The organism is Phenylobacterium aquaticum, from assembly GCF_947378715.1.
Lineage (GTDB): Bacteria > Pseudomonadota > Alphaproteobacteria > Caulobacterales > Caulobacteraceae > Phenylobacterium > Phenylobacterium aquaticum_A.
Window position 1 is genome coordinate 16,429 of sequence record NZ_CANCLE010000004.1, and the last position, 25,294, is coordinate 41,722.

Sequence of the window (25,294 nt, forward strand, 5' to 3'; positions counted from 1 at the left end):
ATGTCAGAACGATCGCTGTGAAGAAGAGCCGACCATGACCCTCGCCGCGCCCCTCGCCCCGCCGGTGGCCGATGCCGCAAGCCTGATCCTTGATCCGGAGCTGGCGCGCTCGCCCTCGCGCTTCTTCAACCGCGAACTGTCCTGGCTGGCCTTCAATGAACGGGTGCTGGACGAGAGCAAGAACCCGCGCCACCCGCTGCTGGAGCGCCTGCGCTTCCTGTCGATCTGCGCCAATAATCTCGATGAATTCTACATGGTCCGCGTCGCCGGCTTGAAGGCCCAGGTCCGCGAAGGTGTCCGCGCCCTGAGCCAGGAGGGCCTAACGCCGGCCGAGCAGCTGGAGCGGGTCAACGCCGAGGCCGCGATCCTGATGGCGGATCAGCAGACCCGCTGGCGCAACCTCGCCGCCGAGCTGACGGGCGAGGGCCTACAGGTCGTCTCGCCCGACCAGGTCACTCTGACCGAGCGCCAGGCCCTGGAAGAGGTCTTCCTTTCGCGGGTGTTTCCGGTGCTGACCCCGCTGGCCATCGATCCGGCCCACCCCTTTCCGTTCATCCCGAACCTGGCCTTCTCCCTGGTGCTCAAGCTGCGCCGCGCAGGGGATGGCCGGATGCTCTACGCCCTGGTCCCTATTCCGGCCCAGGTCGCCAGATTCTGGGAACTGCCCGCTCCGGCGGGCCGCCGCCGCAAGGCCGAGCGCCGGTTCGTGGCCCTTGAGGGCATGGTCGCCCTGTTCCTCGACCGCCTGTTCCCAGGCTGCGAGATCGATTCGCTCGGCGTGTTCCGGCTGATCCGCGATTCTGACGTGGAGATGGAGGAAGAGGCCGAGGACCTGGTTCGCGAGTTCGAGATGCGGCTGAAGCAGCGCCGTCTCGGCTCCGTGGTGCGCATCGAGATCGAGGCCGCCATGCCCAAGGAGCTGCGGGTCTTCATCAGCGAAAACCTCCACGCCCAGGACGAGGATGTGGTGCTGATCGACGGCTTGCTCGGCCTCGACGAATTGAACCAGCTGATCCCCGCCGACCGCCCGGAGCTGAAGTTCAAGGCCTTCGAGCCCCGCTTCCCCGAGCGGATCCGCGACCATGCCGGCGATTGCTTCGCCGCGATCCGGGAAAAGGACATCCTGGTCCACCACCCCTTCGAGAGCTTCGACGTGGTGGTCCAGTTCCTGCGCCAGGCGGCCCGCGACCCCAATGTGCTGGCGATCAAGCAGACCCTCTACCGGACCTCGTCCAACAGCCCGATCGTCGCGGCCCTTATCGAGGCGGCGGAGAACGGCAAGAACGTCACGGCCCTGGTCGAGATCAAGGCGCGGTTCGACGAGGAGGCCAATCTCAAATGGGCGCGCGACCTGGAGCGAGCCGGGGTCCACGTGGTCTTCGGCTTCGTGGAGTACAAGACCCACGCCAAGCTCTCGATGGTGGTGCGCAAGGAGGGCGACGCGCTGCGCACCTACTGCCACTTCGGCACCGGCAACTATCACCCGGTGACGGCGCGCATCTATACCGACCTGTCGCTGTTCACGACCGACCCGGCGCTCGGCCGCGATTCCGCGCGCCTGTTCAACTACATCACCGGCTATGCCCGGCCCGACCGGCTGGAAAAGCTGTCCTTCTCGCCGGAGACCATGAAGCACGACCTGCTGGAGTTGATCGGCCGTGAGGCGGACAACGCCCGAGCCGGCAAGCCCGCCGCGATCTGGGCCAAGCTCAACGCCCTGGTCGATCCTGTGGTCATCGACGCCCTCTATGCGGCCAGCCAGGCCGGGGTCTCCATCGACCTGGTGATCCGCGGCATCTGCTGCCTGCGGCCGGGCGTCGTCGGCCTGTCGGAGAACATCCGGGTGAAGTCGATCGTCGGTCGGTTCCTGGAACATTCGCGAATCGTCGCCTTCTCCAATGGCGCGGCCATGCCCTCCGCCGAGGCGCGGGTGTTCATCTCCTCGGCCGACTGGATGCCGCGCAATCTCGATCGCCGGGTCGAAGCCCTGACCCCGGTGGAGAATCCGACCGTCCACCAGCAGGTGCTGCAACAGATCATGGTCGCGAACCTCAAGGATGAGGCGCAAAGCTGGACGCTGGACGCCGACGGCCGCTATACCCGGGACCCATCATGGGACCACCCGGGCGCCTTCTCTGCGCACGAGTACTTCATGACCAACCCGAGCCTCTCCGGCCGGGGGCAGAAGGTGAAGGACATGCCGCGCGCGATTGATCATGTGGCCTCGCGCGGACAGTAGCCCGGGCCGGCAGGCCGCCGTCATCGACATCGGATCGAATTCGGTCCGCCTCGTGGTCTACCGGCTGGAAGGCCGGGCCATCTGGACCGTGTTCAATGAAAAGGCCCTGGCCGGGCTCGGCCGCGACCTGACCGCCACCGGCCGCCTGTCCCCGGAAGGCGTGGCCACGGCGCTCAAGGCCCTGCGCCGCTTCCGCACCGTGCTGGACGGCTGGCCGCCCGAGGATCTCTCCGTAGTCGCCACCGCTGCGGCGCGCGAGGCCGCCGACGGCCCGGACTTCCTGCGCCGCATCCACGACGAGACCGGCTTCAAGGTCCGGGTGCTCTCCGGCGAGGAAGAGGCCCGCTATGCGGCGCTCGGCGTGCTGGCCGGTCATCCTGACGCCCAGGGCGTGGTGGGGGATCTCGGCGGCTCCAGCCTGGAGCTGATCCGCCTGCCGGACGCCACGGACGGCGCCACCCTGCCGCTGGGTCCCTTCGCCCTGGGCGCCCCGGCCGTGCTCGATGTGGACCGAACGCGACGCCGGGTGGACCAGGTGCTGCGCCCCGTGGCCGAGCGCTTCGCCGCGCCGGAATTCCATGCCGTCGGCGGGGCCTGGCGCAATCTTGGCCTGCTGCACATGGCTATGGCCGACTATCCGCTGCATGTGGCCCACCAGTACGAGATCGGCCGTGCCGACGCTGTCGACCTGGCGCGCTTCGTGGCCCGCCAGTCCAAGGGCTCGCTCGAGCGCATCGAAGGTCTGTCCAAGAAGCGCTTCGACACCCTGCCCCACGCCGCCGTGGTGCTGGAGGCCCTGATTGAACGGCTGGGCGTCGAGCGGGTGGTGATCTCCGCGTTCGGGGTCCGCGAGGGCCTGCTGCTGGAAGGCATGAGCCCTGAGGACCGCGCGCGTGATCCGCTGGTCGAGGGCTGCGAGTCGCTCACCGCCCTACGCGGCCTGGTCAGCGACCTGGGCCCTGCCCTGGAGGCCTGGCTCGGCCCGTCCCTCTCGCGGTTGCCGCCGATGTTTGGTCGTCGCGATCCCGTTCTGATCGCCGCCGCCTGTCGGCTGGCCGATCTGGGCGCCCGTCTGCACCCGGACCATCGCGCCGATCTCGCCTTTGACCAGGTCTTGCGCGCGCCGATCGCCGGCATGAGCCATGCCGAGCGGGCCTTCCTGGCCTCCGTCGCCTTCTCGCGTCATTCCTCGGCGCCCAATCCGCCTGACCCGACCACGGTCTCCCGCGTGCTGACCGTGGAGCGGCGCCAAAGGGCCCGGGCCCTGGGTGCGGCGATCCGCCTTGGCTGTGACCTTGCGGGCCGCAATCCGACCCTGCTGCCACGCTCGGCCCTGGACATCGTCGGCGAGACCCTCACCCTGTCCACCGACCCGGACTGGACCGACATGCTGCTCGGCGAACAGACCGCCAAGCGCGCGACCACCCTGGCCCAGGCCCTGAAACTGAAACTCCAGCTGGGCTGAGGCCTCGCGCGTCCCGGAGATCCCCATGCAACTCTTGTTGTCCGCCGCCGCCTTCGATCGGGTGAAGGATCGCATCGCCGCCTTCGCCCCAGGCCTCGACATCATCACCGCCGTGGGCCCGGCAGACTATCAACGCAACGGCGCCGACTATCCGGCCGAGTCGGTCGATCCCGACATTGTCTGGACCACGCTGGACGCCTATGGCGGCGGCCAGATGTCGGCCCTGATCGCAGCGATCCTCAAGGGAACCAAGCCCTGCTGGCTGCAGACCTTCAATGCCGGCCTCGACGCGCCGATCTTCAAGTCGATCATGGCCAAGGGCGTGCGGATCTCGAAGAGCAACGCCCAGGCGGTGGCCATCGCGGAATATGTGGTCGGCCATGCGCTGAGCCTCATCCTGCCCATCGACCGCGCCCGCGACCTGCAGGCCGAAAAGGCCTGGAAGCCGACCCCCTATCGTGAGGTCAGCCAGAGCCGGTGGACCCTGGTGGGCTATGGCTCGATCGGCCGCGAGATCGCCCAGCGGGTGAAGCCCTTCGGCGCCCATCTGACCGTGGTGCGTCGCCAGGTCGGGACCGATGACCTGGCCGATCTGGTCACCGACATGGCGGCCCTGCCCGATGTCCTGCCCCAGTCCGATGTGGTGGTGCTGGCCTGCGCCCTGACTGACGAGACCCGGGGCATGGCCAACGCCGCCTTCTTCGCCGCCATGAAGCCCGGCGCCATTCTGATCAATATCGGACGCGGCGGCCTGGTGGACGAGGACGCCTTGAAGGCGGGCCTCGACAGCGATCAGCCGGCCCGTGCGGTGCTCGACGTCTTCGCCGTGGAGCCGCTGCCCCAGGACAGCTGGATCTGGTCGCATCCGAAGGTGCGGGTCACGGCCCATACTTCGAATTCGGGCCTGGGCACGCCCGGGCGCGGCGACGACCTGTTCGTCGCCAACCTGCAGCGCTTCCTGAACGGCGAACCCCTGCTCAACGAAGCCCACCCCAGCGAGGTCGGGCTCTGAGCCCTGTGGGCGAACCTGTGGACAGTCTGGGGATGAGCCGGGGACCCGCTGTGGGTCCCCGGTGGAGCGCTGCGGGCTAGATCTCGACGACGGCCTTGCCGACCGGGGCCAGGGAGATCAGGGCCAGCTTGAAATGCTGGATCCCGAAGGGGATGCCGATGATGCTGACGCAAAGGCCGACGCCCAGCACCAAGTGATGCAGGGCCAGGTACCAGCCGCCCAGGACGAACCACACCACGTTCAGCAGGAATCCGAAGGCGCCGGTTCCCAGGTCGCCGCGGTGCGACAGCTCCGCGCGGCTGACCACCTGGCGGCCGAAAGGCCAGGCGCTGAAGCCGGCGATCCGGAAGGCCGAGAACGCCCAGGGCAGGCCCACCACGGTGATGGCCAGCAGCACGCCCGAGAGCATCCACAGCAGGAACGAGATCCAGCCACCGAAGATCAGCCAAAGGATGTTGAGCAGCAGGCGCATGGGTCTACTCCGCCGCGTTGGCGCGTGGGGCCCGCCGGACCTCGACGACCCGCACGCGGGTTCCGTCCAGCACCAGGGCCAGCTCGCCGCGCTTGAGCTTCAGGGCGTCCTCGCCGAACGCCTCGCGCCGCCAGCCGGTCAGAGCCGGGGTCTTGGCGTTGTCGTCATTGGCGATCAGTTCAAGATCCGAGACCGTTGCGATCAGCTTGGAGGCGACGCCCGAATCCTCGGCGCGCGCCTTGAGCAGCACCTTGAGCAGTTCGACCACGGCGCCGGCGGCGGGTGACGGCGCCACGCGGCTGCGCTCGATCACCGGGGCATAGCCCTCGGGGTCCTTGAGCGCCTCGCGCACGGCGGCCAGCAGGTCCGGTCCAAACCGCGAGCCGGAAAAGCCCTTGGGCACCGAGCGCAGGCGATCCAGTTGCGAGGCGTCGGTCGGCGCCTGGGTGGCGACCTCATCGATCGCCTCGTCCTTGAGGATGCGTCCACGGGGCTGGTCGCGCAGCTGGGCGGTGCGCTCGCGCCAGGCCGCCACGGCGCGATAGACCGAGAGGTATTTCGCGGTATGCCGACGGGGCTTGAGCCGACGCCAGGCGTTTTCCGGATCGACATCATAGTGGGCCGGATCGCAGAGATTGCTCATCTCGTCGGTGACCCAGCCCAGGCGACCTTCCTTTTCCAGCCGCGCTTTGAGCGTCGGGAACAGGGCGGCCAGGTGGGTCACGTCGGCCAGGGCATAGGTCAGCTGGGCGTCAGTCAACGGCCGGCGCGCCCAGTCGGTGAACCGGCTGGACTTGTCCAACTCGATCTTGAGCATCTGTCGGACCAGGGCGTCATAGGCGATCTGCTCGCCATAGCCCGCCGCCATGCTGGCGACCTGGGTGTCGAACAGCGGCACGGGCATGGCGCGGAGATTATTGAAGATCTCCACGTCCTGGCGCGCGGCGTGGAACACCTTCTCGATGCTCGGATCGCGCAGGATTTCCAGGAACGGTTCGAGATCGATCTCCTCGGAAAGGGGATCGATCACGGCTTCCGCGCTGGGGGCCGCAGCCTGTATCAGGCAGAGCTTGGGCCAGTAGGTCGTTTCGCGCATGAACTCGGTGTCCACTGCGACGAAGGGCTGGCCCTTAAGCTTGTCACAGAACGCCGCGAGTTCGGCGGTGGTTGTAATCGGCGTCATCAATTAGCTATAGCCCCGCGCGTACCCGAGTCTGCAACCCCGGCAGCGATTTTCTTGAGGTTTTCCATCCCATGAGCGATCTGCCGAACGGGCTCACCTATGCGCAGGCCGGCGTCGACATCGATGCGGGCAATGCCCTGATCGAAAAGATCAAGCCGCTGGCCAAGGCCACGCGACGTCCCGGCGCCGATGCAGCGCTGGGCGGGTTTGGCGCTCTGTTCGATCTGAAGGCCGCCGGCTATGCAGACCCCCTGCTGGTTTCGACCACGGACGGGGTCGGCACCAAGCTCAAGGTCGCGATCGAGACCAACCAGCATGACACGGTGGGCATCGACCTCGTGGGCATGTGCGTCAATGACCTCCTGGCCCAAGGCGCCGAGCCGCTGCTGTTCCTGGACTATTTCGCCACCGGCAAGCTCAACGTCGATGAGGCCGCCCGCGTGGTCGGCGGCATCGCCCAGGGCTGCACCCTGGCCGGCTGCGCCCTGGTGGGCGGCGAGACAGCGGAAATGCCGGGCATGTATCGCGAGGGCGACTATGACCTGGCCGGCTTTTCGGTCGGCGCCGTCGAGCGCGGCGCCGTCCTGCCCCGGCTGGACGACCAGGCGCAGGGCGACCTGATCATCGGCCTCAGCTCCTCGGGCCCGCACTCCAACGGCTATTCGCTGATCCGCCGTATCGTCGAGCGGTCCGGCCTGGCCTGGGACGCCCCGGCCCCCTTCGCCGAGGGCCAGACCCTGGCTCAGGCGCTGATGGCCCCCACCCGCATCTACATCAAGTCCGTGCTGCCGCAGATCAAGGCCGGCCGGATCAAGGGCTGCGCCCACATCACCGGTGGCGGCCTGATCGAGAACCCGCCCCGCGCCATTGCCGAGGGCCTGGAGGCCCAGTTCGACTGGAATGCCTGGCCCCTGCCCCCGGTCTTCGCCTGGATGCAGCAGGTCGGTGGGGTGTCCGACCATGAGCTGCGCCGCACCTTCAACTGCGGTATTGGCCTGATCCTGATCGTTGCGCCCCAGGACGCGCCGCAGGTCCTGGAGGGGTTGCTTGCCGCGGGCGAGGACGCCTTTGTCTGCGGTCAACTCGCCAAGGCGGGCTGAAGCAGCTCCGCCATGAACGGCGGAATCGAACGGCCGATCGAGACCAGATAGGCGGCCATGGCGCCGGCCACCTGGCGCACGGCGGGGCGTTCGCTCATTCGATCGCGCCAGGCCCGCAGACGGGGTGTGTCGGAGCCGGCGACGGCGCCCTTCCGCTCCCCGAACAGGGTCGCCATGTAGACGCCGATGTCGGCATAGCTGAAGGCCCCGGCCAAATACTCGCGACCGGCCAGCAGACCCTCGACCTCAAGATGGAACCGCGCCGCCGCAGCACGGGCCGCGACCGCCGCCGGGTCGTCAGGCGTCTCTTCGAGCCCCATCAGCCGGACGACGTGCGGGAAATAGACCTCGTCAGCCTTGTGCTCGATCAGCCGCGCCTCGGCTCGCGCCTTCGGCGATGCAGGCCACAGGGCCGGGTCAGGCTTCAGGTGCTCGAAATATTCGAAGATCTGGGTGGAATCGAAGATCTCCAGCCCCTCGTCGATCAGGACAGGGACCTGGCGCTTCGGATTGACCCTCAGGACATCTGGATGTTTGGGCTCGTATCCGGTGTTCGGGTCATAGGGAACCATGAACACCCTGACCGGCAGGCCCTTCTCCAGGGCGGCGATCTCGGCCTTGGCGCCGAACATGCTGAGCGGACCGGAATAGAGGCGCATGGGCGAACTCCCTGGCTTTTGGCGCCAAGGAACATATCAGGAACCTGCCTGAGGTCCAACCCTCAGCGACCGTCCGGCCCAGCCACCACCTTGGCGTCATGCAGACGGGCGATCTCGCCGCCGGACATCTTCAGCACCTCGGCCAACACCTCGTCCGTGTGCTGGCCCAGCGCCGGCGCGGGCGCGACGTCGCCGCGAACGTCCTGTGGAATGGTCGCCATGGCGCCGGGAGCCGGATAGGTCAGGCCGCTGGGGTGGCGGATATCCTGGAACATCGGGTTCGCCTTGAAGAGCCGGGGATCCTCCAACGCCGCCTCCAGCGTCTGGTAGGCGCCCCAGGTCACGCCGCCTGCGTCGAAGGCGGGGGTGAGCTCAGCGGCGGTGCGGGCCGCGAAGGCCCGTTCGAACAGCGGATAGAGCCGCGCCCGGTGGGTGAACCTCAGGCCCTCGTCCGTGGCGAACGACACCCCGAGCTCGCCCTCCATCGCCACGACCTCGGCCACGATGCCCAGGGTCTCCAGCGCCTTGCTCCACTGCTTGGGGGTGATCGCCAGCAGCATCAGCTTCACCCCGTCCCGGGTGGTGAAGTCGCGGCCGAAGGCGCCGAAAATGTCGTTGCCCATGCGCGGCCGCTGATGGCCGCTCAGCAGGGTCTCGGCCGTGAAGCCCAGATTGGCCATGGTCGCCGCCCCGATGTCCGACAGCGGTGCGCGGATCTCGCGCCCGCCGCCGCCCCGCATCCTGGCCAGCAGGGCCGAGACCAGGGTGAAGGCGCAATAGGCCCCGGTCAGCAGGTCCCAGGCCGCCAGCACGTGGTTCACCGGCCGCTCATCGCCCACCGGCCCGGTCATCAGGGGCAGGCCCAGGGCCGAATTGATCGTGTAGTCCATGCCCTGGGCGCCATCGGCCCAGCCCATGACCCGCACGCAGATCAGGTCCGATCGGATCGCGCTGAGCTTCTCGTAGGACAGGAAGCCGTCGACCGGGAAATTGGTCACGAACAGACCGCCGTCCTCGCCGGGCGCGGCCGCCAGTCGCTGGGCCAGTTCCCGTCCGGCGGAACTCGACAGATCGATAGCCACCGACTTCTTGGCCTTGTTCAACCCCTCCCAGTAGAGGCTCTTGCCTTCCGGGCTGAGCGGCCAGCGCTTGAAATCGGGGCCGCCGCCGATGTTGTCGAAGCGAATGACCTCGGCGCCCATCTGGGCCAGGTAGAGGCCGCAGGTCGGGCCGGCGACGAAAGCCGCGCCCTCGACCACGCGGAGGCCTTTGAGGAGGTCGTACATGCTTCGCCCTTTGTCGCTGCTGATGTTGAGCTAGCGCAGGTCGGGCGGGATGGGAACGCTGTCCCCTACGTCACAAGGACGGAATAGCCCCTCCCCGCGCGGCGGGAAGGGGCGAACCGGATCAGCCGACGATGTCGGCGTCGGTGAAGAACTGGGCGATTTCGAGCTTGGCGTTGTCGAGGCTGTCCGAACCGTGGACCGAGTTCTCGCCGACGTTGAGGGCGAACAGCTTGCGGATCGTGCCTTCAGCGGCCTGTTCCGGGTTCGTGGCGCCCATCACTTCGCGGTACTTGGCCATGGCGTTGTCGCCTTCCAGCACCTGAACGACGACCGGGGCCGAGGTCATGGTCTCGACCAGTTCGCCGTAGAACGGGCGGGCGGCGTGGACTTCGTAGAACTTCTTCGCCTGGTCTTCCGTCATCTGGATGCGACGCTGGGCGACGATACGCAGGCCCGCGCCTTCGATCACGGCGTTGATCGCGCCGGTCAGGTTGCGCTTGGTGGCGTCCGGCTTGATGATCGAGAAAGTGCGTTCGGTCATGGTCTTGCGAGCTTTTTCTTGAGGGGTTCGGCGGGCGATCCCGCCAAAGGGTGCGGGCTTATAGCCGCACCGTGTGACAACGCCAAGCTCACGTCCGGCCATTCCTACCGCGACGCAGCAATCGCGCTCTGCTAAAGGCGGCGGCCGCATGCTTCAGATTCACGATCTCACCTTCGACTCCTGGGGACGCCGGTTCTTCGACCACGCGACCGTCAGCCTTCCCGTGGGCGCCAAGGTGGGGCTCGTCGGCCGCAATGGCGTGGGAAAATCCACCCTGTTCAAGCTGATCCTCGGACAGCTTCACGCGGGAGATGGAGAGGTCGGCTATCCGCGCACGGCGCGGGTCTCCTCCGTCGACCAGGAGCATCCGGCCACGCCGGTCACCCTGCTGGACACCGTGCTGGAGGCCGACCTCGAACGGCACAGCCTGATGGAGCAGCTGGAGACCGCCGATCCGGAGCATCTGGGCGAGATCTATGCCCGCCTGGCCGATATCGGCTCTGACCGGGCGCCCAGCCGCGCGGCCGAGATCCTGTCCGGCCTGGGCTTTTCCCATGGCGACCTGAGCCGGCCCATGGCGGAGTTCTCCGGCGGCTGGCGGATGCGCGTGGCCCTGGCCGCCGCCCTGTTCGCCGAGCCGGACCTGCTGCTGCTCGATGAGCCGACCAACTATCTCGACCTGGAAGGCGCCCTGTGGCTGGAGGCGCGCCTCAAGAAGTATCCGAACACTGCGGTGATCATCAGCCACGACCGCGAAATCCTGAACAATTCCTGCGACCACATCCTGCATCTGCACGATGGCAAGCTCGACCTCTATACGGGCGGCTACAACAGTTTCGAGAACCAGCGGGCCGAGCGCGCCCGGCTGCAGGAGGCCAACCGCGCCAAGGTCGACGCCCAGCGCGCGCACCTGCAGTCTTTCGTCGACCGCTTCCGCGCCACCGCCTCCAAGGCCACACAGGCGCAGTCGCGCCTGAAGATGCTGGCCAAGCTGCCGCCGGTCTCGACGGTCGCGGCCGAGCATGTGGCCCCCTTCACCCTGCCCTCGCCGGCCCGGCCCCTGGCCCCGCCGCTGATCCGGCTGGAGGGCGTGTCGACCGGCTATGACAACGCCAAGCCGATCCTGAAGCACATGAACCTGCGGCTCGATCTCGATGACCGTATTGGACTTCTGGGCGTCAACGGGGCCGGCAAGTAGACCTTCGCCAAGCTGATCGCCGGGGCGCTCGAGGCCCAGAGCGGCGAACTGCATCGCGACCGCCGGATGAAGGTGGGCTGGTTCCACCAGCACCAGATCGAGGCGCTCGATCCTAAGGACACTCCCCTGGAGATCATCCGGCGCGCCATGCCCGAGGCCAGCGAGGCCGCGCGTCGTTCCCGGCTCGCCCAGTTCGGCCTGGGCGCGCACAAGGTCGAGACGACGGTCGCCAACCTGTCCGGCGGCGAGCGCGCACGCCTGCTGCTGAACCTGGTGGCCATGGAGGCCCCGCACCTGCTGATCCTCGACGAGCCGACCAACCACCTGGACATCGACTCGCGCCGGGCCCTGCTCGACGCGCTCAACGAATATGCCGGGGCCGTGATCCTGATCACCCACGACCGATCCTTGATGGAGCTGGTCGCCGACCGCTTGTGGCTGGCCGCCGATGGGTCGATCGCGCCGTTTGATGGCGACATGGACGACTATGCGAAGCTCGTGATCGAGAAGGCCCGCCAGGCCGCCAAGGGGCCAAGCCAGGTCCGCGAGGAAGCTCCGCCGTCGCCCTCCAAACCTTCGATTCAAAAGCCTAAGGTTCCGACGGGTACGGCGCGGCGGCGGGCCGAGCAGGCCGAGGCGGCGCTGGCGCGCGCCACGGACGCGGTCGCCCAACTGGACAAGGCGCTCACCGATCCGGCGGTGTTCACCCAGAACCCTGGCAAGGCCGCCTATCTCGGCAAGCAGCGGACCGAGGCCCAGGCCAAGCTGGACGCCGCCGAGGCGGAGTGGCTGGCGGCGGTCGAGGCCTATGAGGCGGTCAAGGGCGACGCCTAAAACACGCCGGGTTGCGCCGGGCGCCTGTTCAGCGGCCCGCATGCGTCGCCTCCCCCTGCTCGCTGCCCCCTTCGCACCGAAACGGGGCGTCTTGGCGTTGACGCTGGGCGGGTCGGGGCTTCTGGTGGCTGGACAAGATGAGGAAACGCCCCATGTCCTTCCGTATCCGCGCCGCCGCCGTCCTGGCTTTGCTGATGACCGCCGCCGCGTCTGCCGCCCAGGCGGCGCCGGCCAAGCCGGTGATCGATCCGGCCTGTTTCGAGGGCGTGGGCTGGGAGGTCGACCCCGCCTCGGAAGCCATCCAGATCAATGGCTGCCGCCCAGTCGCCCAGATCGCGGCGCCCAACGCCCAGGGCTGGATTGAATTCGACCGGCCCAACAATGGCGGCTTCATCATGGGCAAGCTGGTCAGCGTCGCCAAGTCCGGGGCCGTGACCTTCGACGTCATCGACAATGGCGGCGGCAGCGGCAATTTCGGCTACCGGGTCACCGGCACCCCCAACGCCAAGGGCGTGCTGGCCAAGAAGGGCCTGAAGATCGCCCTGTCCGGCGGTCACTGATCTCGGCGCGCCGACGGAACGGAACCTCGGTGAAGCTTGCGGGTTATGTCGGCCTGACATTCACATCCGGAGCCACACCATGCGCGCCAAGTCCTTCACCGCCGCCCTTCTGATCCTCGCCACCGCCGCGACCGCCCTGCCGGCCGAGGCCCGCACCCACCATCGCCATGTGACCCATCGCGTCTGGGTCTGCGAGAACCCGCGTCACGCCGGCAATACCGGCACGATCGTCGGCGCCATCGGCGGCGCCCTGGTCGGTAACGCGGTCTCAAGCGGCGGCGGCAAGACCGGCGGCACCCTGATCGGGGCCGGCGTCGGCGGCCTCGCCGGCCACCAGATCGCCAAGCAGCACGCCAAGCGCAACTGCCACTACGAATATCGTTGAGGCTGAAGGGGGCCGGCCCCGCGCCTAGGGCGCGTAGCTGGACCGGGCTTTCACGCCCCAGTGGCCGGCCTCCAACGTCACCACATAGATCGAATCAAAGCCGCCGATCACGCTGCCATCGGCGCGATAGCGGCTGAAGCGGGTGTCGAAATGCACCTTGTCGGGACCGGCATGGATCACCGCCCGGCGCTCCCAGGCCGAATGGTCCCACTCGCTCAGCGCGCCCCGGTCGAACATATCGGGCTTGTGATAGCCCGGCTCTATGAGCGCCAAGGTCCCAGAGGCCAAGCGGATGCTGGGGAAATTGAAGGTCTTCTCCCAGGCTGGCACGTCGCGAGCGTTGAAGGCGGTCATGAAGGCGTCGAGGCAGGCCATGGCCCCGTCGATTGCGGCCTGATGGGGGGATGTCGACTGATCGGTCATGATGCTTTTCCCTAAATTGGGGCGGGCCAGCGCATCCACGCCTTTCCTTCCCGCCGTTCCTCGCTATCCTTCATAAAACCGACACGAGCGGAGCGCCGCCCATGAATTTGTCCAAGACGCAGCGGGCCCTGGCCCTCGCCCTGGTCATCGCCGCCGGCGGCGCCGGTCTGGCGGCCGCGCAGACCAATCCCGTCGAACCCCTGGTGTTGTCGGATGTGCCCGGCCTGGCCGGCGTCGTCGCAGCCGTGGCGCCGCCCGCGCAATAGGGGGCGCGATCTCGCAAGTTTCCCCCAGAACCGTCACCCGCGGGAGCGTCCCGAGGATGAAGGGGGCAATTGGCTAGGTCGGCGGTGATTTTTGATCACCAACTTCACAAACATCGCGAACAGGTCCGCGCTGATCAAGCGATCCAAGCGTACGGCACATTACACCAGCGCGTCTGGTGCCTAAGGTTGCGTACCCCATAGAAGGATCGACTGATGCGTACAGTTGTAGTCGCTGCGGCAATCCTTTGGCTCGCAACTCGAAGCGCGAATGCTGCCGATGCGCCTCAAACCCTGCTCTATGTGGTCAACGCCACCGGACTTCCATTCCAGATGGCGATGGACGCCGGAACGCCTTCGCCCTCCATGGCGCATCTCGTTGGCGCCATGCGTCCAATCAAGGCCGGGCCTCACGTCCTCACCGGCAATGTTCAGGGCGAGCCTTCCGCATCGACCACGCTAGACCTCAAAGAGGAAGATCTGGCTGAGATGAGCACGGGCAGCATGGCCTTCTGGTGCGTCGTGGTCGGACGCCGGCCTTCCGCGGAGCTGGTGTTCATCCGCGCGACGCCTCCGCAATGCGGCGACTTGATCCTAAAGGCGGTGGACGGACTGCCGAAGCGGTAGGGAGGCAGAGACCACCAGTGATCTCATAGCGCCCAGACGCTCGTGACTTCGCTCCGAAATTACCTTTCGTCATTGATGCACTAGGCGTCTCTCGGGCGCGGGGGGGCCGACCTAACCGACCCGGCTGGTGTGTTTGGTCAGGGTGCCGGACATCGGATTCCATTTGAGGATGGCGAAGTCCTCGACCGAGCACTGGGCCTGTTCGCGATCGGCGATAGCCATTAGACGGCTCGTGCGCTTCATCTCTATGCGTCGGCGGGTCCGATCGATCACAGCGCCCGCCGAAACGTCAGGTTATACCGCACCGCTCCGGTCAGCGGATGCTCCCCCTCCCCCAGCGCATGCACGCCATGGAAGACCAGGCGATCGGCGCCGCCCCAGACCACGACGTCTCCGTGCAGCAGGGGGAGGCGGCGGGGCCGGTCGGCTCGGGCCTGGCCGCCCCAGAGGAAGATGGCGGGGAGGCCCAGGGAGACCGAGACGATCGGCTGGGTGAAGTCGATTTCGTCCTTGTCCTGGTGCAGGGCCATGCGGGCGCCGGGGATGTAGCGGTTGATCAGGCAGGCGTCGGGTTGGAAGTCGGGGAAGCCGGCCCCGACGGCCGCCTCCCGGGCCAGGGTCTGGAACAGGTCGGGCATGGCGGGCCAGGTGCGGCCGGTCAGGGGATCCGTGGGGTCGTAGCGATAGCCCCGACGGTCGGTCGTCCAGCCCCGCGCGCCGCAATTGGTCATGGCCACCGACATCTGTTTGCCGCTGGGCGTGGCCATGTGACGGAAGGGCGCCCTGGCGTCGATCTCGGCGATGGCGGCGATGAGGTCGGGGGCATGGTGGGCGGCGCGGCCCCGCAGGACCACGGCCTGGGCGCCCAGGGTCTCACGGGCCCCTGGGGTCTGTGGCGCGTCCAGGGGAAAGAGCTCGGAGGGCATGGCGCCATCATGGCCCGGCGCCAAGGCCGGCGCACCCCGATCTTTGCGGGGGATCAGGGATTCGAGCACGCCATCCCACCGATCACAGCGCCCGCTGAACGGGTCCGCCGCAGCCCGTGCAACTTAACCTGGGCGCGTAAATGACGCAGGGCCAACTTCCGGCGGTGGACCTATAGTCAATCGTCAGACTGATTCTCTGGGCCGTGAGCGCCCTGCAAGGCGCGCCGCTCCGGACCACTCGGGAGGTGATCGCGTGGCGTACCCCCCTCATTGCATGGCTCGACCCGAGCGGCGCGCCCGGCTGACCCTTGCCCATGGATGACGCTCCACAACCCTGGCGGCGGCTGGACACTCCAGGCTTCGAGCGGTTGGTGCGTTCGGTCGCCGATCACGCCATCTGCATGCTGGACGAAGCCGGGGTGGTGATCAGCTGGAACGCTGGCGCCGAGCGGATCAAGCAATATGCCGAGGCCGAGATCCTGGGCGAGCACTTCGGCCGGTTCTATACGCCCGAGGATCGCAAGACCGGCCTGCCGGCCGAGGCGCTGCGGATCGCGCGCCGGGAGGGCCATTATGAGGCCGAGGGCTGGCGGGTGCGCAAGGACGGTTCGCGGTTCTGGGCCAGTATGACCCTCGACGTGGTGCTGGACGGGGCCGGGCAAAGGATCGGCTTCGTCAAACTGACCCGCGACATCGGCGCTCGACGCGAGGCGGAGACCCGGCAAAGGGCCACCCGCGAGCAGCAGTTCCTGGCCCAGCAGGCCCATGCGCTGCGCGAGCGGACCGCCATGCTGGCCCATGACTACAACAACCTGTTCACGGCGATCCTGGCGGGCGCGGAGCTAGGGCTGCGCAGCCTGGAGGCGCCGGAGCGGCTGACCCTGCTGTTCGACCAGATCATCGCGGTCGCCCAGCGGGCGGAAGATCTGAACGCAGCGCTCAAGGCCCTGGGGCGCGATCCGCTCCAGGCCGGGCGCGAGGGCGCGGAGGCCAATGTCGCGCCGCCGACGCCGGCTTCGGCCGAGGCGGCGTCTCAGGGCGGTGAGAGGCCTCAGCCGATGGTCCGGCCGCGCGCGGGGCCGCATGTGCTGGTCGTCGATGATGATCCCGTGGTGGCGGGCCTGGCCCACGAACTGCTCGGGGCCCTGGGCTGCGACGCCGAGGTGGCGCACAGCGCCCAGCAGGCCTTGGATCGCCTGGCCCAGACCGAGGATTTCGACCTGCTGTTCTGTGACATCATGATGCCGGGCGGCCTGAGCGGCGTGGCCTTGGGTAAGCGGGTGCGCGAGCGCTATCCCAACATGTCGATCCTGCTGACCACGGGCTATAGCGACCGGCTGCAATATCTCTCCGACTTCCCGATGTTGAGGAAGCCCTATGACCTGGCGGCCCTGGAGGCGGCGGTGGCCGCCCTCACCCAGGCCAACCGCCAGCACTAGATCAGCTTCAGGTCCACGAGCCAGGCGTCCAGCAATTCCGCCCAGCGGTCGACGGGGCGGTTCTGGGCGACCATGCCAAAGCCGTGGCGGCCCTTCTGGAAGACGTGGAACTCGGCCGGGCGATCGGCGTCGGACCAGTCGGCATAGAGACCCTCCACCACCCGGAACAGCATGCGGTCGTCCTGCGCGATGCAGGCGAACAGCGGCGGGGCGTCGGCGGGCACGGTGGCGCCTTGGGTCTCGCCGCCATAGATGGCCACCAGGAAGGCCGGGGGTGGTCCGTCGGGGTTGAGGGTCACGTCGACAGCCAGGAAGGCGCCCGCCGAGAAGCCGGCCAGTCCGACCCGGGCAGGGTCGATCCCGAACGCGTCCGCCTGGTCCCGGACCAGGGCCAGGGCGCGGCGACCGTCGGTGGCGGCGGCGGCGCGGGCGGCGAGGTAGCGGTCGTCCGAGAGCAGGTCGGACATGGCGCGGGGCGCCGTCTTGCCGGTGATCTTGGCGAGTTCGGCCTCACGCGACTGGCTGAGCTTGTTGCGGTCGTCGAAGGCCTCAGGGTCCTGGGGCGTGCCCATGACCCGGTATTTGAGCAGGAAGGCGGTCACGCCCCGGGCCGCGAACCAGCGGGCCATGTCCAGGCCCTCATGCTCCCAGGCCAACACCCGCCAGCCGCCGCCGGGGGCGATGATGACGGCGGCTCCGTTGGCGCGGGCCGGATCGGCGGCGAACACCGTCAGGGTGGCGCGGCTGACATTGCGCAGCCACTCTGTGACCGGGCCGGGGCCAGAGGGCTGGCGGAAGCTGATCTCAACACCAACATCGGCGAGCGGATCGGGTGGGCCATCGGGCCAGAGGTCGAGGGTCTGCATCGGCGGTTCCTCCTGAGGGCGGCGAGGTTGCTTGATCCGCCCCGTCCGCCGGTCGTCCTCGTCCAATTTCTAGCCGCAGCGGACCTCTTTGATGAGGCCGGTCTCGGCGTCATAGAAGAAATTCAGGCGCCTTGGATTGAAGTCCATGGTCACCGGGCAGGTGGTGCAGGCGACGCGTTGCAGGGATGGCAGGACCGGGACCGGGATCTCGGTGCGCGGGCGGCCGACCAGCTTCTGGGCGTCGATGGCGCCGCACATGTCCACCGGCTTGGGCGGCGGCGCCGGCGCGGGTTGCAGGGCCGGCTGAGGCGGCGGCGCAGGCGGCGGGCTGTCGCTGGCGCAGGCCGCCAGGATCAGGGTCAGGCCGGCCAGGAGCGCGCGGCGAAGGGGTGCGGATAAGATCATGCCTGTTTTTCCCAGCCCCTGCCCTGCTGCTTCCAATAGCTGACCGGCAGGCCGGTCTTGCGGAAGACGCTCCACTGCCGGCGGGCGGTGGAGAGCGCCGCCTCGTCGCCGCCGTCGAACAGCACCACGCAGCGGGTATAGGCGCTCACGTCGCCAGGCTCGGCGCCATCGACCAGGAACAGGGCGTCGGCGGCGTTGGGATTGTCATCGTTCGCGGTGATCAGGATCGGCTGGCGGGCCGCGCCCGGCTCATCGGCCGGGGCATGGGGCAGGAAGCTGTCGTCGCGATAGGCCCAGAGCCAGCCGTCGAGGTGCTCGATGCGGTCGCGGCCCGTGGCGCGAACAACAGCGCGCCACCCTCGGGCCAGGGTCTTTTCCAGGAGCTCCGGCAGGGCCTGGTCGAGGCTGGTGCGTTCCAGGTGGTAGAACCAGACCTCGCAGGGCGCGCGCGCGCCATCCTGGGCGGCGACGCTCATCCGCGAACCAGATTGGCGATGGCGCTCATCACCTCCTCGGGATGGGTGAACATGGCCAGGTGATGCAGGTCCTCGCGCAGGGTCGGGCGGCCGAGCGACCGGGCGTGGGCCGCCTCGTTCTCATAGGCCCGCGACAGGCGCAGATAACTCCAGGCGACATCGTCTGGCAGGTCGAGGTCAGGGGCGACCTCCTCCAGATAGGCGACGGGGGTGGGCTTGAGCTCGTCCTGGAACACGGCGCGGGCGGTGTCGTCGTCGATCATCCCGGCGATGGCGCCGGCCGGAAACCACTCCTCCCAGCGCGGGACCAGGCCGTCGACCACGGTGGCGCGCAGGGCGGTGGCGAAGTCATCGCCCGTGGTCTCGAACCAGCTGCGGCCCGGATGCGGCAGGATGGCGTCGGCATAGACCACCTGTTCGATCACGCCTTCGCTGGCCGCGACGATGGAGGGGACCAGGCCGCCGGCCGAGGAATGCACCACCAGGGCGGCGGGCCCCTTGCCCTCGATCTGTCGGGCCACGCCCTTGCCGATGACCGGGTAATAGGGTTGCGGGATCAGGCTGAGGTCTGGAATGGCCGGCAACTGGATGTCGAAGCCGCGCTCCACCGCCTCGGCCGCGACCGCCAGCCAGGCGGAGGCGCCGATCAACGGGCTGTGCAGGAGGATCAGACGCATCTCGCCCCTATTCTTCGTAGTGCTCCGCCACCATCCGGTTGAGCAGTCGGACGCCGAATCCCGTGGCGCCGTCGGGAATCGTCGGCACGGTAGACGGTTTTTTCCAGGCGGCGCCAGCGATGTCGAGGTGCGCCCACGGCACGCCGTTGACGAAACGCTGAATGAACATGGCCGCGGTGATTGAACCGCCGGCCCGGCCGCCGGTGTTCTTCACATCGGCGATCACGCTGTCGATGTTCTTGTCGTACTGGGCGGGCATGGGCATGCGCCACAAAGGCTCGTTCTCGGTCTTGGCCGAGGCCAGCAGATTGTCCGACAACTCGTCATTGTTCGAGAACAGCCCGCCGATGTCGTCGCCGAGCGCAATGATGATCGCGCCCGTCAGGGTGGCCAGATCGACCATGAACTTCGGCTTGAAACGTTCCTGGCAGTACCAGATGGCGTCGGCGAGCACGAGGCGGCCCTCGGCGTCGGTGTTGATGATCTCAATGGTCTGGCCGGACATGGAGGTGACCACGTCGCCCGGACGCTGGGCGTTGCCGTCGGGCATGTTCTCGACGATGCCGAGGATGCCGACCGCGTTGACCTTGGCCTTGCGGGCCGCGAGCACATGCATCAGCCCGGCCACGGCGGCCGCGCCGCCCATGTCGGTCTTCATGTACTCCATGCCGTCGGCGGGCTTGATGCTGATGCCGCCGGTGTCGAAGCACACGCCCTTGCCGACGAAGGCGATAGGCTGGGCGTCCTTGTCCTTGGCGCCGTTCCAGCGGATCACCGCCAGTTGGCTTTCGCGTATCGAGCCCTGGCCTACGCCCAGCAGCGAACCCATGCCGAGCTTGAACATCTCCGGCTCGCCGAGGATCTCGACCTCGAGACCCAGGCGCTCAAGCTCCTTCACCCGGCGGGCGAACTCGACGGGATAGAGCACGTTCGGCGGCTCGGAGACCAGGTCGCGGGAGAAGCTGACGGCGTCGGCCAGAGCTGCGAGCGGCGCAAAGGCGGCCAGCGCCGCCTCGGGCGTCTCGGCGGTGATCTGGGCGGCGGTCAGGCTGGGCTTCTTCTCGGCCGGCTCCTTGGTGCGATACTTGTCGAACCGATAGGCGGCAAGCCGGACGCCCAAACCCGCGCGGGCGCTGAGCTCAGCGGAGGCGGCCGGCAGCTTGACACGCAGGGCGGTGAACCCCGTGGCCTTGACCGCGCCATAGGCGCCGGCGGCGGCGTTCTCGGCGGCCATCTCGTCGAAGGCCTCGGCCTTGCCGGCGCCGACCAGCAGCACGCGGCCGGGACCGCCAGCCGGGGCCAGCAGGTCCAGGGTCTGCCCCTTGGCGCCGGTGAAGCGGGAGGCGGCGATGGCGGCGGCATAGGCGCCGCCCTCGGCCTTGGCGGCCTCGCCCTCGAACACCACGATAGCCAGAACCGCCTTTTCAGGAAGCGGCGCGTCGGCCACGACGAACTCGATCTCCATCACAATCTCTCAAAATCCTGGACCTGGCGCGACCCGCGCCCCACATAGGTCGCACCCAACACACCCGTTGCGGCGGTTGTGCGGCGCGGCGACGCATGGTTTAGAGCAGGTTCGCCTTCCGGGCGCGCCAAATTCTCGGCGAGATCCCTATTTTCTTCAGCATGCGCCTGATCGACCGCTACCTGCTGCGACAGCTTCTCGGCCCGACCGTGCTCGCCACGATCGCCCTGGCCGCTGTCGCCCTGCTGTCCACCAGTCTGTCGCAGCTGGACATCATCGTCAGCCAGCGCCAGAGCGCCTTCGTGTTCCTGGAAGTGACGCTGCTGGCCATGCCGCAGCTGATCAATATGATCCTGCCCATCGCCCTGCTGGTCGCCGCCCTGGTGGCCCTGAACCGGCTGCATGTGGACCAGGAGATCGTGGTCTGTTTCGCCGGCGGCATGAGCCGCTGGCGGGTGATCGCGCCGGCCATGTGGCTGGCGGCTGGGGTGACGGTTGTCGCCCTGGTGCTGAACCTGTGGGTCCAGCCGGCTGCGGCCCGGGCCAGCCGCGAGATCCTGTTTGAGGTCCGCACCGACCTGGCCGCCACCCTGGTGCGCGAGGGCGAGTTCACCGAGCCGGCTCCGAATCTGACCGTCTACGCCCAGACCATCGACACCGGCGGACTGATCCACAACCTGTTCATCCACCAGGCCAAGAGCGACGGCGGGGCCACCACCTACATCGCCGACGAGGGCCGCATGGCCAAGCGCGGCGGCAAGCCGGTGCTGCTGATGCATCGCGGCTCCAACCAGGAGTTCAGCAAGACCGGGGTGCTGAACTTCCTGTCCTTCGACGACTATGTGTTCGACCTGTCGCAGTTCCTGACCGGGGAAGAGCTGGTCCACTACAAGCCGTCCGACCGCTATCTGCATGAGCTGCTGTTCCCGGACATGACCCAGGACTGGGAGCAGAAGAACTATCGCAAGCTGCTGGCCGAGGGCCACTCGCGGCTGTCGACCCCGCTCTACAACATCACCTTCATGGCCTTCGCCCTGTGGGCGATCATCGGCGGCGGCTTCTCGCGCCTGGGCTATGGCCGGCGGATCGCCGGGATCGGGGCCGTGGCGGCGGCGGTGCGGATCCTGGGCTTCGTGATCCAGGCGGCCAGCGAGGACGCGGTCTGGATCAATCTGTTGCAGTACGCCGTGCCGATCCTGGCGACGGGCTGGGCGCTGCACGGCATCTTCCGGCCGCAGGCGGCGCGGGTGATGCGTCCCCGCCGCGCCGCGCCGACGCCGCTGGCCCCTGCGGGCGCCGCATGACCTGGGTCAGCCGCCTGGACCGCTATGTGCTGTCGCGCAACTTCATCGGCGTGGCTGCGGCCCTGGCGGTGCTGTCGGCGGTGATCCTGCTGATCCAGTTCGTGGACCTGTCGCGCTCAGTGGGCGTGCGCGCCGACGTGACCGTCGCCCAGCTGTTCGGCCTGACCCTGCTGAAGGCGCCGGCCCTGATCCTGCTCCTGTTGCCCTTCGTGTTCCTGTTCGGGGGGATCAGCGCCTATGTCGGGCTGAACCGCCGCAGCGAACTGGTGGCCATGCGCGCCGCCGGCGTCTCGGCCTGGCGCTTCATCCTGCCCTCGGCGGTCGCCGCCTTCCTGGTCGGCCTGACCTCGGTGACCTTGCTCAATCCGGTCGCCTCCTCGCTGAGCGCTCAATTCGAGAGCGAGCGCGCCCGGCTGATGGAGAACTATCTGACCGACACGCCCAAGGACGTCTGGCTGCGCCAGGGCGACGATCGCAACCAGATCGTCATCCACGCCAAGGTCCGCGACACCATCGACGGCACCGTCCGGCTGCGGGGCGTGTCGCTGTTCGTCTATCAGAAGAGCAAGGACGGCGTGCCGCAGTTCAAGCGCCGGCTGGAGGCTGCGGAGGCGCGGTTGCTGCCCGGCTTCTGGCGGCTGACGGACGTCCAGGAGGCGACGGCGGGGGAAAGTTCGGTGCGATCTGATTCGCTCTCGATCCGCTCCAGCCTGGATTCGGAGTCTGCCGCCGAGCGATTCTCGTCCGCCGAGGCTGTGGCGTTCTGGCGCCTGCCGACCGCGATCCGGATCACCGAGCAGGCCGGGTTCTCGGCCAATCGTTACAAGTTGAGGTTCCAGCAGCTGTTGGCCACGCCGCTGCTGTTCTCGGCCATGTCGATCCTCGCAGCGGCGTTTTCCCTGCGTCTGGTGCGACTTGGCGGGCTTGGAGGCCTGGTTGGCGCCGGGGTGGCGATCGGATTCATCTTCTTCTTCTTCAACGAATTCTCCGGCGCCCTGGCCGGAGCAGACATCATTCCGCTGTTCGCCGCGGCCTGGGCCCCGCCCCTCGTCGCGCTGCTGTCGGGGCTGACGCTGCTCTGCTACACCGAAGACGGTTGAATCGCTGGCGCACCTCGCTATCCATCCGCAACATCGGCCTCGAAAAGGATCCGTCACGTCCATGAGTTCAGGCAGGCGAACAGCCTCAGCCAAGCGCGGCCTGCTCGCGGGCGTCGCCCTGCTGGTCCTGTCATGGACCGGTGCGGCCCAGGCGCAGGCGACATCCGGCCAGACGACGCACGCCAAGCCGGCGGCTGCGCCGGCCGGGGCCGTGTCCGTGGACGGCCTCAAGGATGGCGAACTCTATCTCGAAGCCGACCTCGTCATCCGCAATGACAAGACCAAGATGACCACGGCCAAGGGCGAGGTCGAGGTGCGCTACGAGGCGCGCACCTTGCGCGCCGACGAGCTGGTCTATGACGAGGGCCGGGGCGTGATGACCGCCAAGGGCCATGTGCAGATCATCAATCCGGACGGCAGCGTCGAATTCGCCGACCAGATCGTGCTCGACGACGCCATGAAGGCCGGGGCGGCCGAAGGCTTCTCGGCCCGCATGCCTGGAAATATCAAGATGGCCGGGGCCAGCGCCGTGCGCCGCAACGGCCAGGTCAATGAGCTGAACCGGGCGATCTACACGCCCTGCGACATCTGCGCCAAGGACGGCTCGCCCAAGACCCCGACCTGGTCGATCCGCGCCGACAAGGTGGTGCAGGACCACGAGCATCAGCTGGTCTATTACCGCAACGCGGTGATCCAGATCTTCGGGGCCCCGGTGCTGTATCTGCCGGTGTTCTGGCACGCCGACCCGCAGGCGGTGCGCAAGTCGGGCTTCCTGGAGCCGCGCTTCGGGGCCTCGAACCGTCGGGGCCTGTCCTATGAGCAGCCCTATCTGCAGGTGCTGTCGGATTCTTCGGATCTGACCATAAGTCCCCAGATCAACACGAAAGTTAACCCGTTCATCAATGCGCATTATCGCAAGCGGTTCTATTCCGGGGCCCTGGATGCGCGGTTCGGCTACACCCACGACTTCGACTATGACGGCAAGGGCCACGCCTTCGGCGACGACACCTCGCGCAGCTATCTGCTGGCGTCGGGCGCCTTCGCCCTGAACGACAAATGGCGCTGGGGCTTCACGGCTGAACGCGCCTCGGACGACCGGGTCTTCGACAAGTATGAGGTCGGCGGCGTCTATGTGGCGCGCGGCCCCTATGTGGCCGATGACCGCCGGCTGATCTCCCAGGTCTACGCGACACGCCAGGACGACAAGTCGTGGTTCTCGGCCGGCGCCTTCTCCATCCAGGGCCTGCGCCCAGGGGACAATGACCGGACCTTCCCCCTGGTCGGTCCGCTGATCGAGGCGCGCTGGGAGCCCAATATCAATCTGCTGAACGGCCGGCTGCGCCTGCTGGGCTCCGCCGTGGCCCTCACTCGGGACCAGTCGCCGAGCAACGCGGCCCTGCCCGGCCTCGACAGCCGCCGGGTGACCGGCGAGGCGGACTGGCGCTCCACCTACACCCTGGCCAGCGGCATCCGGATCTCGCCCTTCGCCGATCTGCGCGCCGACGGCTACAGCCTCGGCGACATGAGCGGCATGCCCAGCGCCTCCAAGACCCAGGGACGCGCCCTGGCCGTGGCCGGCGCCGACATCACCTGGCCCTTCATGCGTCGGTTCAAGACATCGACCGTAGTCATTGAACCTGTTGTTCAATTGGCGATTTCACCCAAGGCGACCCAGATCGTCGTCAGCCGCAGCTCCACGGGCGCTCCGGTCTATCTGGACGAGGATTCCCTCGCCTTCGAGTTCGACGAAACCAATCTGTTCCGGACCAACAAGTTCCCAGGCTACGATCTCTATGAGGACGGGGCGCGGATGAACGTGGCCGGGCGGGCCTCGGTGTTCTGGGATGATGGGCGGCGCGCCAGCTTCCTGCTGGGCCGCAGCTTCCGCGACAGCCTCGACGATGTTTTCTCATCGACAAGCGGACTTAGGGGCAAATCCTCCGACTGGATCGTGGCGGCGGACGCCCAGCCGATGAAGGGGATTTCGTTCTTCACCCGCGCCCGGCTGGACGCCGACGACCTGTCGCTGCAGCGGGCCGAGGCGGGCGCCAACTTCTCCACCAAGCGCGCCACCGGCTATTTCCGCTATCTGCGCAACGTCGCCGACGCCAACGGCTCCAAGGTTGAGAACTTCGATGTCGGCGGTGAGCTCTATCTGTCCAAGCACTGGGGCGTGACCGCCTATGGCAACCGCGATCTGGTGCAGGACGCCTGGGTCATCCGCGATGTCGGGGTGGTCTATCGCGACGAATGCACCCGCATCGACGTGATCTATCGGCGCGAGGACACAGTGGTCGGGCGGCTGGGTCCTTCTGAATCCATCGCCGTGCGCCTCACCCTCGCCACATTGGGCGGACCGATGTATGCCAACTAAAATCACCGGCCGGGA

Annotated in this window: 24 protein-coding genes and 1 pseudogene; 13 read left to right on the forward strand and 12 right to left on the reverse strand. The window is 67.8% G+C overall.

What is annotated here, in order from left to right:
• Window positions 1–34 precede the first annotated feature (34 nt).
• The 3 genes from Q7P21_RS01285 to Q7P21_RS01295 are packed head-to-tail and all read left to right on the forward strand — an operon-like array spanning window position 35 to window position 4,716.
• Window positions 35–2,239, forward strand: a complete 2,205-nt coding sequence (locus tag Q7P21_RS01285) for an RNA degradosome polyphosphate kinase (protein WP_304167738.1) — start codon at window positions 35–37, stop codon at window positions 2,237–2,239.
• Complete coding sequence (locus tag Q7P21_RS01290) at window positions 2,217–3,704, forward strand: Ppx/GppA phosphatase family protein (RefSeq protein ID WP_304175377.1); 1,488 nt, start codon at window positions 2,217–2,219, stop codon at window positions 3,702–3,704. Before Q7P21_RS01285 ends, Q7P21_RS01290 begins: the two co-directional genes overlap by 23 nt.
• 25 nt (window positions 3,705–3,729) lie before the next feature.
• Complete coding sequence (locus Q7P21_RS01295) at window positions 3,730–4,716, forward strand: NAD(P)-dependent oxidoreductase (RefSeq protein ID WP_304167732.1); 987 nt, start codon at window positions 3,730–3,732, stop codon at window positions 4,714–4,716.
• Window positions 4,717–4,792: 76 nt separating this feature from the next.
• Here the strand turns inward: Q7P21_RS01295 and Q7P21_RS01300 are convergent, their stop codons facing one another.
• Together Q7P21_RS01300 and rnd are read right to left on the reverse strand one after the other, a co-directional pair.
• Complete coding sequence (locus Q7P21_RS01300) at window positions 4,793–5,188, reverse strand: YccF domain-containing protein (protein WP_304167730.1); 396 nt, start codon at window positions 5,186–5,188, stop codon at window positions 4,793–4,795.
• A 4-nt stretch (window positions 5,189–5,192) separates the two neighbouring features.
• Window positions 5,193–6,371: a ribonuclease D gene (gene rnd, locus Q7P21_RS01305; RefSeq protein WP_304167727.1), complete on the reverse strand. Its 1,179-nt coding sequence runs from the start codon at window positions 6,369–6,371 to the stop codon at window positions 5,193–5,195.
• Between the two features lie 71 nt (window positions 6,372–6,442).
• Between rnd and purM the strand changes: the two genes are divergently transcribed.
• Complete coding sequence (gene purM, locus Q7P21_RS01310) at window positions 6,443–7,471, forward strand: phosphoribosylformylglycinamidine cyclo-ligase (RefSeq protein WP_304167724.1); 1,029 nt, start codon at window positions 6,443–6,445, stop codon at window positions 7,469–7,471.
• Here purM and Q7P21_RS01315 read toward each other — a convergent pair.
• The 3 genes from Q7P21_RS01315 to ndk all read right to left on the reverse strand — a co-directional run bounded on the left by Q7P21_RS01315 (window position 7,450) and on the right by ndk (window position 9,957).
• Complete coding sequence (locus Q7P21_RS01315; RefSeq protein WP_304175379.1) at window positions 7,450–8,130, reverse strand: glutathione S-transferase family protein; 681 nt, start codon at window positions 8,128–8,130, stop codon at window positions 7,450–7,452. The two genes, purM and Q7P21_RS01315, sit on opposite strands and share 22 nt — an antisense overlap.
• Before the next feature lie 62 nt (window positions 8,131–8,192).
• Window positions 8,193–9,416 carry a CoA transferase gene (locus tag Q7P21_RS01320; RefSeq protein ID WP_304167717.1) on the reverse strand — a complete coding sequence of 408 codons (1,224 nt, stop codon included), beginning with the start codon at window positions 9,414–9,416 and terminating at the stop codon, window positions 8,193–8,195.
• 121 nt (window positions 9,417–9,537) lie between these two features.
• On the reverse strand, window positions 9,538–9,957 hold the full coding sequence (gene ndk, locus Q7P21_RS01325) for a nucleoside-diphosphate kinase (RefSeq protein ID WP_304167715.1): 420 nt from the start codon (window positions 9,955–9,957) through the stop codon (window positions 9,538–9,540).
• 148 nt (window positions 9,958–10,105) lie between these two features.
• Here ndk and Q7P21_RS01330 point away from each other — a divergent pair.
• The 3 genes and pseudogenes from Q7P21_RS01330 (at window position 10,106) to Q7P21_RS01340 (ending at window position 12,934) form a co-directional block, all read left to right on the forward strand.
• A pseudogene (locus Q7P21_RS01330) lies at window positions 10,106–11,989 on the forward strand (ABC-F family ATP-binding cassette domain-containing protein).
• Window positions 11,990–12,141: 152 nt separating this feature from the next.
• Entirely contained in the window at window positions 12,142–12,549 is a 408-nt protein-coding gene (locus Q7P21_RS01335; protein ID WP_304167708.1) for a hypothetical protein, read from the forward strand.
• Between the two features lie 79 nt (window positions 12,550–12,628).
• Window positions 12,629–12,934, forward strand: a complete 306-nt coding sequence (locus Q7P21_RS01340) for a glycine zipper 2TM domain-containing protein (RefSeq protein ID WP_304167704.1) — start codon at window positions 12,629–12,631, stop codon at window positions 12,932–12,934.
• Window positions 12,935–12,958: 24 nt separating this feature from the next.
• Here Q7P21_RS01340 and Q7P21_RS01345 read toward each other — a convergent pair whose 3' ends face one another.
• Entirely contained in the window at window positions 12,959–13,357 is a 399-nt protein-coding gene (locus tag Q7P21_RS01345; RefSeq protein ID WP_304175381.1) for a hypothetical protein, read from the reverse strand.
• Between the two features lie 101 nt (window positions 13,358–13,458).
• On the opposite strand from Q7P21_RS01345, the gene Q7P21_RS01350 reads away from it, so the two are divergent.
• Window positions 13,459–13,623 carry a hypothetical protein gene (locus Q7P21_RS01350; RefSeq protein ID WP_304167698.1) on the forward strand — a complete coding sequence of 55 codons (165 nt, stop codon included), beginning with the start codon at window positions 13,459–13,461 and terminating at the stop codon, window positions 13,621–13,623.
• Window positions 13,624–13,836: 213 nt separating this feature from the next.
• Entirely contained in the window at window positions 13,837–14,247 is a 411-nt protein-coding gene (locus tag Q7P21_RS01355; protein WP_304175383.1) for a hypothetical protein, read from the forward strand.
• A 269-nt stretch (window positions 14,248–14,516) separates the two neighbouring features.
• Here Q7P21_RS01355 and alkB read toward each other — a convergent pair whose 3' ends face one another.
• Window positions 14,517–15,173, reverse strand: coding sequence for a DNA oxidative demethylase AlkB (gene alkB / locus Q7P21_RS01360; RefSeq protein ID WP_304175385.1), 657 nt, complete (start codon window positions 15,171–15,173; stop codon window positions 14,517–14,519).
• A gap of 314 nt (window positions 15,174–15,487) precedes the next feature.
• Here alkB and Q7P21_RS01365 point away from each other — a divergent pair, with 314 nt between their 5' ends.
• Window positions 15,488–16,612, forward strand: coding sequence for a response regulator (locus tag Q7P21_RS01365; protein ID WP_304170103.1), 1,125 nt, complete (start codon window positions 15,488–15,490; stop codon window positions 16,610–16,612).
• On the opposite strand, the gene Q7P21_RS01370 is transcribed toward Q7P21_RS01365, so the two are convergent.
• From Q7P21_RS01370 to Q7P21_RS01390, 5 genes are all read right to left on the reverse strand, one after another.
• Window positions 16,609–17,478, reverse strand: a complete 870-nt coding sequence (locus Q7P21_RS01370) for an alpha/beta hydrolase (protein WP_304175388.1) — start codon at window positions 17,476–17,478, stop codon at window positions 16,609–16,611. The two genes, Q7P21_RS01365 and Q7P21_RS01370, sit on opposite strands and share 4 nt — an antisense overlap.
• 69 nt (window positions 17,479–17,547) lie before the next feature.
• Window positions 17,548–17,883 (reverse strand): I78 family peptidase inhibitor, encoded by a 336-nt coding sequence (locus Q7P21_RS01375; RefSeq protein ID WP_304170105.1) that lies wholly within the window; start codon window positions 17,881–17,883, stop codon window positions 17,548–17,550.
• Window positions 17,880–18,359 (reverse strand): DNA polymerase III subunit chi, encoded by a 480-nt coding sequence (locus tag Q7P21_RS01380; RefSeq protein ID WP_304170106.1) that lies wholly within the window; start codon window positions 18,357–18,359, stop codon window positions 17,880–17,882. Before Q7P21_RS01380 ends, Q7P21_RS01375 begins: the two co-directional genes overlap by 4 nt.
• The gene (locus Q7P21_RS01385) at window positions 18,356–19,036 is read right to left on the reverse strand and encodes a hypothetical protein (RefSeq protein WP_304170107.1); all 681 of its coding nucleotides are present in this window, start codon (window positions 19,034–19,036) and stop codon (window positions 18,356–18,358) included. The genes Q7P21_RS01380 and Q7P21_RS01385 overlap by 4 nt, the downstream gene beginning before the upstream one ends.
• A gap of 7 nt (window positions 19,037–19,043) precedes the next feature.
• A complete protein-coding gene (locus Q7P21_RS01390; RefSeq protein WP_304175391.1) occupies window positions 19,044–20,501 on the reverse strand; it encodes a leucyl aminopeptidase in 1,458 nt (485 codons plus the stop codon).
• A gap of 161 nt (window positions 20,502–20,662) precedes the next feature.
• Between Q7P21_RS01390 and lptF the strand changes: the two genes are divergently transcribed.
• The 3 genes from lptF (at window position 20,663) to Q7P21_RS01405 (ending at window position 25,279) form a co-directional block, all read left to right on the forward strand.
• A complete protein-coding gene (gene lptF / locus Q7P21_RS01395) occupies window positions 20,663–21,805 on the forward strand; it encodes an LPS export ABC transporter permease LptF (RefSeq protein ID WP_304170109.1) in 1,143 nt (380 codons plus the stop codon).
• Window positions 21,802–22,905 (forward strand): LPS export ABC transporter permease LptG, encoded by a 1,104-nt coding sequence (gene lptG, locus Q7P21_RS01400; RefSeq protein WP_304170110.1) that lies wholly within the window; start codon window positions 21,802–21,804, stop codon window positions 22,903–22,905. The genes lptF and lptG overlap by 4 nt, the downstream gene beginning before the upstream one ends.
• Before the next feature lie 61 nt (window positions 22,906–22,966).
• Window positions 22,967–25,279, forward strand: a complete 2,313-nt coding sequence (locus Q7P21_RS01405; RefSeq protein ID WP_304170111.1) for an LPS-assembly protein LptD — start codon at window positions 22,967–22,969, stop codon at window positions 25,277–25,279.
• Window positions 25,280–25,294: the final 15 nt, after the last annotated feature.

Coding starts and splice junctions, on each gene's coding strand:
- Q7P21_RS01285 (WP_304167738.1), top strand. CDS start 35: ATGACCCTCGCCGCGCCCCTCGCCCCGCCGGTGGCCGATGCCGCAAGC.
- Q7P21_RS01290 (WP_304175377.1), top strand. CDS start 2,217: ATGTGGCCTCGCGCGGACAGTAGCCCGGGCCGGCAGGCCGCCGTCATC.
- Q7P21_RS01295 (WP_304167732.1), top strand. CDS start 3,730: ATGCAACTCTTGTTGTCCGCCGCCGCCTTCGATCGGGTGAAGGATCGC.
- Q7P21_RS01300 (WP_304167730.1), bottom strand. CDS start 5,188: ATGCGCCTGCTGCTCAACATCCTTTGGCTGATCTTCGGTGGCTGGATC.
- rnd (WP_304167727.1), bottom strand. CDS start 6,371: ATGACGCCGATTACAACCACCGCCGAACTCGCGGCGTTCTGTGACAAG.
- purM (WP_304167724.1), top strand. CDS start 6,443: ATGAGCGATCTGCCGAACGGGCTCACCTATGCGCAGGCCGGCGTCGAC.
- Q7P21_RS01315 (WP_304175379.1), bottom strand. CDS start 8,130: ATGCGCCTCTATTCCGGTCCGCTCAGCATGTTCGGCGCCAAGGCCGAG.
- Q7P21_RS01320 (WP_304167717.1), bottom strand. CDS start 9,416: ATGTACGACCTCCTCAAAGGCCTCCGCGTGGTCGAGGGCGCGGCTTTC.
- ndk (WP_304167715.1), bottom strand. CDS start 9,957: ATGACCGAACGCACTTTCTCGATCATCAAGCCGGACGCCACCAAGCGC.
- Q7P21_RS01335 (WP_304167708.1), top strand. CDS start 12,142: ATGTCCTTCCGTATCCGCGCCGCCGCCGTCCTGGCTTTGCTGATGACC.
- Q7P21_RS01340 (WP_304167704.1), top strand. CDS start 12,629: ATGCGCGCCAAGTCCTTCACCGCCGCCCTTCTGATCCTCGCCACCGCC.
- Q7P21_RS01345 (WP_304175381.1), bottom strand. CDS start 13,357: ATGACCGATCAGTCGACATCCCCCCATCAGGCCGCAATCGACGGGGCC.
- Q7P21_RS01350 (WP_304167698.1), top strand. CDS start 13,459: ATGAATTTGTCCAAGACGCAGCGGGCCCTGGCCCTCGCCCTGGTCATC.
- Q7P21_RS01355 (WP_304175383.1), top strand. CDS start 13,837: ATGCGTACAGTTGTAGTCGCTGCGGCAATCCTTTGGCTCGCAACTCGA.
- alkB (WP_304175385.1), bottom strand. CDS start 15,173: ATGCCCTCCGAGCTCTTTCCCCTGGACGCGCCACAGACCCCAGGGGCC.
- Q7P21_RS01365 (WP_304170103.1), top strand. CDS start 15,488: ATGGATGACGCTCCACAACCCTGGCGGCGGCTGGACACTCCAGGCTTC.
- Q7P21_RS01370 (WP_304175388.1), bottom strand. CDS start 17,478: ATGCAGACCCTCGACCTCTGGCCCGATGGCCCACCCGATCCGCTCGCC.
- Q7P21_RS01375 (WP_304170105.1), bottom strand. CDS start 17,883: ATGATCTTATCCGCACCCCTTCGCCGCGCGCTCCTGGCCGGCCTGACC.
- Q7P21_RS01380 (WP_304170106.1), bottom strand. CDS start 18,359: ATGAGCGTCGCCGCCCAGGATGGCGCGCGCGCGCCCTGCGAGGTCTGG.
- Q7P21_RS01385 (WP_304170107.1), bottom strand. CDS start 19,036: ATGCGTCTGATCCTCCTGCACAGCCCGTTGATCGGCGCCTCCGCCTGG.
- Q7P21_RS01390 (WP_304175391.1), bottom strand. CDS start 20,501: ATGGAGATCGAGTTCGTCGTGGCCGACGCGCCGCTTCCTGAAAAGGCG.
- lptF (WP_304170109.1), top strand. CDS start 20,663: ATGCGCCTGATCGACCGCTACCTGCTGCGACAGCTTCTCGGCCCGACC.
- lptG (WP_304170110.1), top strand. CDS start 21,802: ATGACCTGGGTCAGCCGCCTGGACCGCTATGTGCTGTCGCGCAACTTC.
- Q7P21_RS01405 (WP_304170111.1), top strand. CDS start 22,967: ATGAGTTCAGGCAGGCGAACAGCCTCAGCCAAGCGCGGCCTGCTCGCG.